Below are 12323 nucleotides of genomic sequence, written 5' to 3' on the forward strand. Positions count from 1 at the left end.
CCGGCAAATCCCCGCACAGGTAAGTCCGGTGAGCGGTTGGGCATTGTCCCCGGGCCGACCAGCTTCCGCTTCAACCGTTCACGCGCAGAGTCGTCGAGTCCACGTTCAAGCAATAAAACAGTTCCGGATGGAGCCGGGTCGCACCTCGCATCTCCGGGGACCGCCACGAGCCGTGGAGTGCGAACGCGTCGCTCCGCAGGCTTCGAAATCGCCCCACGAAAAACCGGCTGCACTCCGGGCCGGCTTGGAAGGCCTTTCCCTCAGGGACGAACCAGTCGGAGGAACAGGGGCTGGGAACCCACCGGAAGAATGACTCGATAGCGGTCGCCCACCAATTGAGGTTGTACCGGACTGGTCGACCACACGGCTCCCGGACCGAGCCGGGGACTCTGCTGCAACACGCAGCCCGTGCAAGGCGCAAGCCATTCCAAGACAATCTGTCCGGGCTCAAGACGAATCCCCAGCAGAGGCAGCGGCTCTCCCGTGCGGGCGCGATAGAACTGCGCGGGGGCGACCGCGGGATACCGGCCCAGTTCCGTCCGCAACTCGGTGGGGGTTACGACCCGGATGGGGCGCCAGCCGCCCGGCGTCAAACTGCTGCTTTGCTCGATCGTATAGAGCTGGCCCGGCAGTGCATACAAGGTCAGGACGGCCTGCCCGGCCTGGGGTTGCAAATCCAGAATCGGCTCGGGTCCCACGATAAACGCGCGTCCCACCCCGGCACGGCCCTGGGCGCTCGGGGCGTTGGCTCTGCGCCCTGTGACCTCACCACCCCGCAACCAAACTACGCCAGAATGCGGGTCAGGAACCGCATCGAACGCCAGACGGGCCAGCGGAACGGTACCCGCCAGGCTCTGACCCGATGCCGCTTCGAACTCGAGTCGATACGTCCCGTCGTCGATGGGAACGAGGTTGGCCGAACCCACGCCGCTGCCCAGACCGGTGAGCCGGAGGTTGGCAAGCCGCGGCTGGTTGAGAGCCAACGTGAACTCGACGCGTGTCAGCGGCGTGCCAGACTGCAAGGTCAGCGGCAGGTCTCCGCTGGCGTTCGTACGAAGCACCGCCTCGCCCACATGGACGAGGAAGTCTGCGCGTGTATCGAGCACCGTCACCACAAATGTCTGCGTGGCGCTCAGGGCCGGCCCGCCGCTGTCCGTGACGATCACCTCGATGAGGTAGTTGGTGCCGCCCTGGAACTCGGTGGGCCGCCACTGGAACACGCCGTTCGTGGGATCGATCCGGGCGCCGGCCGGTGCGCCGGGGCCGAGACTGAACCGCAGCACCTGCGGCGGCAGATCCGCATCGGCAGCCTGCACCGCAAAGGTCAGCAGCGATCCTTCTGCAACGGTGGCATTGGTCAGAGGCGCCAACGTGGGAGGCGTGTTGGACTCCAGCACGATCACCGTGAACGCCTGCGTGCTGGTGAGGGAGGGCACGCCACTGTCCCAAGCCAGGACCTGGATCAGATTCGTGCTCGGGCCATGCGCCTCGGCCGTGATCCACCGCAACAACCCACTGCTGGGTTCCAGTACCACACCGGCAGGTGCGCCCGCACCGAGCTGGTAGGTTACCGCATCGCCATCCGGATCCGGAGCCGACAGACCGAGGCTGAGAGTGCTTCCCTCCCAGATCACCACATTGGTCAGCGGAGCGAACACGGGCGCCCGGTTCTCCATCGTGACCAGGGTGCTGGCTTCCGGAGCGGCGGGGGCGGCCTCCCGATTGCCGGCAGCGTCGACCGCCACGGCGTAAAACGCGTACCGGCGACCGGGGCGGCCCTGGAAGACGGCGCCGTTCGCCGTCGTCGCGTGCAGCCAGCGCTGGAACGGACCGCCATCTTCGCTGTAGTAAATGTCGTAACTCGCAATGCCGCTGCCGCCGGGGTTGTCCTGGCCGGTCCAGCGCACCAGGAACGACGCCCGACTTTCGGCGGGCAGGGCATCCACCGTACTGCTGGGCGGTTCGGTGTCGGGCGTCGGCAGCGGCTCGTAAATGAGCGTGTACTGGCCGGGACTGTCGAAATCGAGCAAGTGCAGGATGTTTTCATACCTGGGCCGCTTGCCCATGCCCAGGAAGGTTCGATCCGTAACCCATACATTTGGGAAGCTGTTTGTGGCCGGGATCAGGACCCCGTCCGAGCGGCGGGCCGCGACGAGTTGGTACCGGCCATCCGCCGGATCCGGCACCCGTAGATAACTCCAGCCCGGAGGCAGGTCGGCCCGGAGTGTAACCTGAAGATTCCCGGGACCAGGGGTGCCGCTCACGGTGGCGTTGGTCACGAGCGCGACGGCGTTGGACGACCCGTCGCTGAGCCAGAGCGTGTCCGGCAGGTCGCGCGTGTCGGCGATGTCGTTGACAAGGAAGTCCGGCAATCCATCTTCGAAAGGTCCACCCGCCTGCACCATGCGGATCATTTCGTGGATCCGAACCTCGTCAATGAGGGACAGACGCGGGTTGCCCTGGCCATCCAGGTGCTCGAACGTGGCGTTGTAATCGATAAACAGGCCCTGGAGGGTGGAGGTCATCAGCCACCGGGCGATCTTGCGACCGCCGGGCGGGATATCGCCGAAATTGGCCGTAAGCGTCGGCGTCATGCTCTGCCCCGCCACTTCCGTGGCGATGATCTTGAAGTCGATGAGCAAACCCTTCTCGTTTTCCACGATCTCCGGCTGCGCGGAGGTGATCCGGAAGTTGCGCGCCGCCCCGGCGCCCCAGTTGTGGACCATGACCGCAAGGCTGAACGGAATGCTGGGCTCCACGGGATCCGTGAACGGATCGTCCGCGTACACATCGCGCTGGTGGAAATAATCCAGCGTGAGCCGGGCGGTGGGATTGACCGTGATCGGGACGGGTGTCAGGGGCACGTTCACCTGCGCCCCGTTGAACTCGTAGCGGAATTCGCCGGTGACGTAATACACGGTGGGCTCGGTCGGTGCCGCGTCCACCGTGGGCACGATGACCCATCGCGCCGTGCCTTTGCTGCCGCCGGGCACCCGCCCGGTGCCGTTGACATCGGAAAGCCCGCTCAACTCCGGCGGTCGAATGCCAAATCGGTCCGTGGCATCGTTACCCTGGGCGTCCGTCAGCCGCACCACGACGAGGATTTTGTCCACGGCGAAACCGGTGGAATTGTCGATCTCCAGGGTGGCCCGGAACGCCTCGCGGCTGAGCACCGCCTCCTGATCCAGCTTCAGTTTGACCCGGGCGCAGACGCCGCCTCCTTGTCCCTCCTGCAGTCGCTGCCGCACCGTCTCCACCAGGGCCTGGAGCGGATCCTCGAACCCGCGGTTCATGGCCTCGATCTGGTAGGTGCGGACAACCTGGAGCTTGCCGTACATGATCTCGGCGTCGATGAAGTCCAGATCCGCACCCGGCGGCGCTTCGGCCGGCCGCCAGATCCCCTGGCTCCAATTGTCCATGGTCCGGTTCCACCGGTTCAAGAACCGCTGGATCTCCGTGAGCGGCACCCCCGGCGGCAGTTCGCCGCTCAAAAGTTCATCCCGCTCTGCAGCACTGACCCAGCGCCCTTCTTCCGAGTCTTGGGCCACTGCCGCCATGAATCGTGCCCACCATTCGCCCAGCCGACTGTCTGTTTGCTCGTTGATCCACACATCCGCGGTGGTCCCCAAGATTTCTTCCCACAAGCTCAGCGAATCCTTGATGCCACGCGCGAAGTAGTTCGCCTGGTCCTGCGGCCCACCGGCAGCGGCCAAGTCCGGAGCCAGTCCCAGACTCTGCTGAATGCAGCGGAGAATTGAATAGGCGCAAGGGATCAAGCTGGCAGGGAACGGAAGGAAGCACCCGATCACCCCCACCACACAGTCCGCTGCCGCCCACGCGGTGTCTCCCGGCGTGTATGCGTTGCCGAATCCGACGCTGCAATTGAACCCGGCAAAGAAACAGCCGACCGGACCCGGGATGCAGCCGGCAATCGCCAACACATAGCAAAGCGCATCACAGGGCAGATTGACGTTGATGGCCGGGGCACTATAGCCGGTGCTGCCCCCACCCCCGCCGCCCCCGCCGCCCCCGCCGCCACCCCAACCACTCCAGCCTCCGCCACCGCCGCCGCCGCCGCCACCGCCGCCGCCGCCACAATCTCCCTGGACGCCACTGACTCCCACGGGCGCGCCGGCAGGCACCTTGAACGGTCCGCACTCGAAGGCGTAAGTGATCTGACCATTCATGCCACACGGCACACCTTGCGCGGCGTGGAGCCTCGCCGGCGCCGGGTTCGTAAAGTCTCCGATTCGTCGCAGGGTCACCGGAATCGTCAGGGTGGACTTGGCCGGCAGCCGTCCCAGTTCAGAGATCAAGGGCTCTATCGAATAGAACGGGTGGCTGCTAAAACTGATCGTCACGTCGTCAGCGGCGATCAACCCGTGGTTCCGGAGGGTCAGATTGACCTGCTTGGTCTGGCCGACGATCCGCAGATCGCTCACGTCCAGGACGGCGGGTTCGACCGTGACCACCGGCTTGGGCACCACCGTCTCGAACTCGGTCTCGATGGTGATGCGGTAACGATCCTCGATCTCGATGCGTTCCACCGTCCAGGTGTAACGCACGGCCTGGTAAGAGAGGAACGCCGCCACTTCATTGGTGATGCCCGGTTCGACAAAGATGGTACTCCGATGGGGATTGTGCTGCTCGGCTTCCAGCTCCAGATCGTAGTATCCTTCCATGAGGCCGGGCACGAAGAAGAGCCCCTGTGCATCGGTCACGCCGTTGGTCACCAGACTGCGCGAGACCGCATCATAAATCCGCACGGTGGCATTGGTCAAAGGCGGCGATCCGGCAGCGTAATAGGTGAATTCGTTCACGGACCGGATTCTCAGGTCGCCGCGCGCCTCGGAAAGGGCCCGGAAGGCAAACGGCACGGAAATACCATGCGTGGGCCCGTTGATGGCCAGGGAGCCCTGATGCAGCGTCAGGGCAATGTCTTCCGGCGGTGCCAATTGCAGGATGACAACGTTCGTCCCTCCGGGCGGCAGGGAGGGCATGGGATTGGGCGACAGGACCCGCATCCAGGGTACCGGCGGCAGGGACACCGTCAACGGGCCTGTCTCGAGGCCGCCCTGATTCACCACCTGGAACGTGACCGTGCGCACGGCACCGCGTTTCATCCCGCCCTCCAGTCGTCCCGGTTGGGCCACCAGGCGCGGCACCAGCGGATCGATATCGACGCGCAGCGCCAGATCGAAAGAGACCCCTTCGGCGCTGGTGATGCGGATTTGGACGTACCCCCACGTGTACGTCGCGTCCAAAGCGGACACCCCATACCCGAGGGCCACCGACCCGCCGCCGGCGAGCACATTCGTTTGCAGGGTCAGTTGCACCTGCACGTTGGGCGGCTGTGACATCACCGTGGCCGTCAGGTCAGTCAGCGGCACATCGCTCAGATTCTGGAGGCTGACGGCACCGCCGCCGCTGCTGCCTTCGCTCAGACGAATCGCCGGCTGCGCCGGGCTGGCCCGGATGCCGAGCAGATAGAAACCGTCCTGCGGCGGCGGCATGGGATCACCCGGATGCCCGGCAGAAATCTCGTAATAACCGGCCTCTCCGGGCAGGGGTTGCCATGTGGTGTTGAATCGCCCGAGCGCATCCGTCAACGCGGCGATGGTTCGCACCGTGTCGCGCACCTTGATATGGATCGACACCAGTGCATGAGCCGCCGGCTGGCCATTGGCCCGCACGGCCTGCCCGCTCAAAGGCACGGGAGTCCCGGCCGGCGCCACCTCCAGGTCCGTGGCCACGCTGGCGGTGTACGCAGGCCGAACCTGGATGGGAGCCCCGGATACGGTTACGTTGTTGTCTTCGATAACTTCGACCACCCCGTCCTGCGCATCCGCCACCACGATCACCCAATAAGTCCCGGCGGTTTGGGGAATCCGAATCGGCAGTGTTTGGGAGAACTGACTGCCCGCAGGCAGGGCGCCGTTGAACGTGTACTGTGATACCAGCACATCGTCGCCCACCACCGGATCGCTGGAGAGATACACCCGCTGGGCCACGGCATTCGAGGGCGATCCCACCGCTCCCTGGTTTCTCAGCGTGTACGTAATGTCCGCGTAGGTATCGGTCTCGGCCACCGCGGGCACGGTCACGTTCGCAACGATCAGATCCGGCAGGTTCACATCGGACACCACCAGGGTCGCAGAGCCACTCGTGAAGCCCGCCGCGCTCGCGGTCAAACTCACCGTCTGGTTTCCGTCCGTGACGCCATCCTCCACCGTGTCGACGGGCACGGAGACACTGCCCGCACCGGCAGGGATCACCACCTGTGCCGGCACCCGCGCCTCGTTCGTGCGACTGGAGATCAGCGAAACGACAAGATCCACGTTCGTGCCCGCATTACGCGTCACAGTGAGACTCGCCGCGTTGGTCCGGCCCTCCGGCACCAGGGTCCGATCCAACGCCAATCGCAGTGTCGGGCCATCGTCATCCGTGACGGTGACCTCCGCGCGAATTCCCTCGGCCAGTCGAATCCGACTGCCGGTGGCCACGATCCAGTGACGCAAGCTCACCTGGCGCCTACCCTCCACCAGCTCGTTGTCGCGAGCCGCGATCCAGAAGGTCACGTTCGTTTCGCCTGCGGGGATCGTGACGCGTGCCGGAACCGTGAGTAACTCGGGATGGCTGCTTTCCAGCTCGACGTCCACGGCGCGCGGGGACAGGGGCTGCCGCACCAGTCGGGCCCGCGCCGCCTGCGGGCCGGCCCCCTCACGGATCTGGGCCGGATCGACCTCGAGCAAGACCAAGGGCCAGTCATCGTCGAGGATGGTGACCTCCGCCGTCGCGCCGAAGTAATTCGGAGCCGAGGCGCTCACCGCCACCGTCAGAGGCGGCTCCAGCGCCGTATCATCCAGCCCCGACACCATCACGGAAATGCTGGTCTGGCCCGCGCCCAGAGCGACCGTGGCCGGCACTTGCAACTGGCCCGGGCTCGAGCTGGCCAGACTCACCACGAGTGGTTCCGCGCCGGCATCGCGCGACAGCACCCCCTGCAGTGTTCCCCCCTCCCACACCTGGTTGGTGGCGAAGCTGAGATACAGCCTCGGCCGGTCGATATCCAACACCGTCAGTTGCACCTGAGCCGGCGGGTAACCAGGAGCCGTTACCCCGACGGTGACGGTCTGCGGACCGTCCACCACGCCATCCACCACTCCGGCAATCGGGAAAGTGGCCGAAGCCGCACCGGCAGGGATCGTGACCTGCGCAGGCACGGAGATTTCGGTGGGATCGGCGTTCTGGATGCTCACCACAAGAGGCGCCGCGCGGCTGCCGTTGCGCGTGACCGTGGCCATGACGGGCTGCGACGCCCCCTCGTTCACCTGGTTGGCACTCAGTTGCAGGGTGAGGACCGCCGGCACCTCCGTCGGCCATTGACCTGCGGCGGCGTTGTTGGTTTCCGCCGATTCCAACACCTCCTCCCGACTGTCGATCCACACCACAAACCAGAGGTTCCCTGCAAATCCCGAAGCAGGGACCGTAACCGTCTGCGTGCGGAGCAGCCCCTGGCCGGCCGGGAGGGTGTTGGTGAAGATCCACGTGACCAATTCGACCGCCCCGCCACCCGCGGCGTTGGTGGCCAGGTAAACGGTTTCCGACCACCGAGACCCTGCCGGTGCCGCGCCCGCATTGGTGACGCCGTACACAAGGGCAACCGTCTGGCCGGGCAACGCATTCGTCGGGGCCAGGAGCGGACCCGCCACCAGGTCGGGCAGGGGCGGAAGCGCAACACTCAACGCCGCGGACGCCCGGTTGTTGTTCTCATTGGACTCCGGCACGGCATCGGTATGATCAGCCCACACCACCAGGTGGAACTGGCCCGGCTGCGCCCCCGCGGCCAACGGGAGGGTTACCTGCACCGTGTTCGTGTAACTGGCACCGGCAGCCAGGGGCACCGTGGTCGCCGCCGCCGTGCCAAGCAGGGTTCCCACCCCATTGCTGGCCGTGGATAGATCGATTCGGTCCGACCACGACACCAGGGCGGCCGCGCTGCCCGCATTGGTGATCACGTACGTGACAGATATGGTTTGGCCAAAGGTTGCAGAGGCGGGGCCGGCCACGCGGGCCACCCGAAGATCCGTCGCGATGATGTTCAGCGGGGTATCGGCAAAGGCCGTATTGTTGGTTTCGCTGGTCTCGAACAACACATTGCCACTGTCCAGCTGGATGCCGAACCACCGCGGTCCGGTCCCGACCGCGGGCACGATCACCTGCTGGGTGACCGTGATTGCGGCCCCGGCCGCGAGGCCCGCGGGGCCGGGATCGTAGGCAACCGCACCCAGGGGCGCGGCACCCGAGCCGTCCGGATTCGGTGAAATCAGGACGAGATTGTGCCACGGCCCTCGGGCGCCACCCGGGCCGGCATTGGTAATGGTGAAGACCAATGGAACCATGGTGCCCGGTTGTGCCGACGAGGGCAGCCGCACGGCACCCGGGATCAGGTCGGGCGGGCTCAGCGTGGTGAACGTGGCGTCTGCCGAGCTCGTGCTGTTCCCCGCGGCATCCGTCACCAAGACCCGGAAGTGGTAGGTCGTCGCCGGGCTCAGCCCGGTGAGGACAAAGCTGTGGTTGGTACGGAACTGGCCCACGGCATTGGTCAAGCCATAGGCCGTGGTCGTCCCGTAAAGGACGCGGGCGGTAACGGGCTCGCTGTTGCTCCAGGCGATCGTGGCGGTTACCACCCCGGGGGTGACCTGGATCGGACCGAGAACCGGAGGTGTGGCGTCCACCCGCTCATACACGGCCACGAAGTGCATGTTGGTGGGGTCCGTCGTCGCAAACACCTTTTGGAAGGACGCGTTGGTGGTATAGACCTCCCCATTGAGGAGGAACCGACGGAAGACATAATAATCGGGAGGATCGTTCGTCACGGTCAGCGGGGCACTGAAGCTTCCAGTCTGGCCGTTGGTATAGAGGCCGGCTCCCGTGACCACCGCCAGTCCTTCGGGCGAGGTGGCTGTCGTGACCACATGAATCAGATGCGCCTCCGCGTAGTGGGCCACGAAAAGCCGGTTACTGTAGAGGATCACGGTGAGCAGCGGATTCGTGCTCACGATGGAGCCATTCTCGCTCCAGTGACTGAACCGGTACCCGAACGCGGGCTGCGCCGTAAGTGTGTTCGTGCTGCCCCAGGCAAAGCGACCCGTGCCCAGGACCAGCCCCGCGCCCGGTGGCGCGTTCGAAGCTTCGAGATTGAACTGGGGCAGGCCGAAGACGGCCGTCAACAGGGTGTTCGTGGTGAGATTGAAGCTGTACTCGGCACTGGTGCTGCGAATCACGCCTCCCTCGGCCCAGTGCAGGAAAAGATAGGGGGCCACATTCGTGACCGGCGCGGCGCGGACCGTGACGAGGGTGCCCGCCGGGTATTGCCCCGCGCCCGAGACGGTCCCGGCCCCCGCCGGGACCACCTGCAAGCCCAACGTGTAGATTTGGGTGATGGTGAAGTTCGTCTGAACAAGGTTGTTGGCCTCGGCGGAGGCGTGACTGGTGCCGTCATGTTCGAACAGCCGACCTTCTGCATCCGCGAGCACCTCCACCAGGTAGAAACCCGGCTGCGTCGCCGTGAAACTGATCTCCCGCGTGATCCCCGCGCCGGGCGCCAGATTCGTCGCCACCGAATAAGACGTCTCCAACAAAGTGGTCGCCGTGGTCTGATTCCGCACCCGCACACGGTCGCTGAATCCGCCGGCCGCCGTTCCGCTGCCGCGGTTTACCGTGCTCCAGCCCAGCCTGTAGGTACCGGTTCCGTCAGGCCCTGCCAGCTGCAGGTCCTCGATGCGCAGGTCCGGATAGTCCGCCAGTGCAATTTGAACAGGCTGTTCCGTGGCGGTCTCGTTGTCCCCCTCCAGCAGGAACTCGTTCACTGTGTCCGTATAGTCGGCTTTGACAATGAGGTAGAAAGTGCCTTCGATACCATCCGGGAGATTGACCGTCCGATTCACCAGGTAGCCCTCGCCCGGCTGAAGCACGCCTGTCCGCGCCACCACCGCCAGGGCAACATCGCCGTCGTCCATCTTCGCGTCGGCCGACAACACCACGCGGTCGAACCAACTGCCCACCTGGGTCGCCTGAGAACCCACATTCGTAACAGCATAGGTGAAGGAGAAGGCATCTCCACTGCGCAATCCGCTGGTGACCGGGACCTCGAGGCGAACCACTTGAAGATTCGGGAAGATGACCTCGGCTGTGGGCACGACCAGGACATCCAGCACGTACTCGCTCATGAGCCCGGACGACCCGGCCAGGGCGCGCACCAGCGCGACATAAGCGGCGGTCTGTTCAATCCGCACCTCGGCGACGCCGTCGCCCGGCCGCCCGCCCGCCGCCTCTGCCACATAGGTGCCGTCCTGCCGGTACAAACTTACCACCGGGACCAGCGGACTGGACCCGGGCAGACGGGTCCGGAGGAAGACGGTATGGCCCGCGGGAACGGTCCCGAGGTGGAAATAGTCCAGATCGGCGTCCGTATCCACGTAGCCGGCCGCCATTGCACTCCGACTGGTGCCGTTGGTAACAAAGGCGAGGGCGGTAGCCGTGCCGAGGCTGTTGTTGGGCTCCAATTCCACCGGTAATCCATCCCGATAGAGGGAGATGCGCACGCGATACTCGGCGTAATACCCCCAGTTGACGCCCACCCGCACCGCGTACGTGCCGCTGTTCGTCAGCACGAGAGGCGCCGTCTGAAGCAGGCCGTTGTTCGCCGCGTTCCAGAAACCCCACTGGCCGCCGTTGGGACCGAACAATACGAAGTTCAGCCCACTGTTGGCCGGGTTGCCCGGAATCTCCGCTGCGATCACCACGACATCACCGGCCAGCGCCTCGAAACGCCAGAAGTCCACATCGCTGTTGTTTCTCAGAAAGCCGCGCCCCCCACCGGAGAAGAGGCCCGGCTGGGTATTCGTTACGATCACGGGCGATCCTGTGGCATAACTGTTGTTCGGCTCCTGCTCCGTGCTGAAGCCCTGGATCTGGACGACCGCGAACTGCCGGGTCCACGGTGCCGCCAGGGGCCGCCCGGCCCGGTCGCGAAGTGCCGTTGTGGCCGTGAACTGGTACAAATCCGGAATCAGCGGTGCATCTTGGACGATGTATTGCACCGTGGTCCCGCTGCTGTAGGCAGTCGCCGGAGTGACTGTCCACAACCGGTCATCCGCGGTGTTCATGAGGCCATCAGGTCCGGCACCCCGCAGCTCATAACTGCCGGCATCGTTGACCGTCGCCGGTTCGAGGTCCTCAGAGAATGTGAGGCTGAAGCGATCCAGCAATCCTGTTACCTGCGTTCCCTGCGGCGGCAGGCTATCCGCAACGACCTCCGGCGGATACGCGTCGGCCAACCGGACCTGCAAAAGGTATTGCGCCGCAAGGCCGGCCTCGGCGGCGCCCGAAGGCGCCAGCGCAACCCAGGTCACACCGCCCTGGAGGGTGCCATGGCGGCCCTGGGGGCTGGCATCTGCCGTGGTGGGACCCTGACCCTCGTCGAAGCGCCAATAGCCCACCAAGCCGGGTTCCGTCCCGGTCAACGGCACACCGGGACGTTCCTGAATCTCCTGGCCGGTCAGGGCTCGATCCCATATGGCCACTGCGTCGATGAACCCGGGGAAGTACTCTCCGCAGCAGACATCGCCACCAATGCGCGTGCCCGCAGCGGTGGCCACGTAATTGGAATCTACCGGTGCGGCGGCGACAAACTGGCCGTTGATGTAGAGCCGGGCGCTCAGGCCGTCGCACGTGGCCAACACATGGTACCATGACCCGAGCGTCACGGGCTCCGAGGCGGTCACCGTCTGGGAGCACCCGCCGGGCGGGCGCAAGACCATTCCCAACCTGCCGTCCTGCATCACCAAGCCCCAGTCCCGACATTCGGCCAGTCCACCCGCAATCGCCCGTCGCCCTCCGGGCAGGCTGGTCGGTCGAACCCACGCCTCCACCGTCCACCTCGTCCCGGGCGACCAGCTCCCCAGGTCCACGTAATCGTTCCCGCCGTCGAAGCGGAGGGCCGTTTGAGCCTGTCCTGTGTAACCCGCCTGGCCCGGCTGCATTCTGGCATAGTAAGGGCCTCCTTGTCCCATGGGAACGAGATACACCAGGTTCGTCGCGCCGGGCGCACCTGTGGCGAGCGTGTTTCCCGCACTATCCAGAACGCTCAGCACTCCTGCAAGGCCGCTGCTCAGAGGTTTCGAGTAAGCAAGGTGGATCTCCGTGCCAGCGGCCAGGTTGCCCAATGCAAACACATCGCCGGGGTCGCCCTGGCGGATGTACCCCAGCAGCCGGGCCCACTGGTTGGTCCCCTGCCGCTCAAACCCCAGCGCATTCGC

At 65.4% G+C, this 12323-nt stretch carries 1 protein-coding gene; it reads right to left on the minus strand.

Translation table 11 applies throughout. The features are described from left to right. Window positions 1-260 precede the first annotated feature (260 nt). Window positions 261-12158: a CARDB domain-containing protein gene (locus ACPDIT_RS15030; protein ID WP_423444873.1), complete on the minus strand. Its 11898-nt coding sequence runs from the start codon at window positions 12156-12158 to the stop codon at window positions 261-263. Window positions 12159-12323 lie beyond the last annotated feature (165 nt).

Source organism: Limisphaera sp. VF-2 (assembly GCF_049537125.1).
GTDB lineage: Bacteria > Verrucomicrobiota > Verrucomicrobiia > Limisphaerales > Limisphaeraceae > Limisphaera.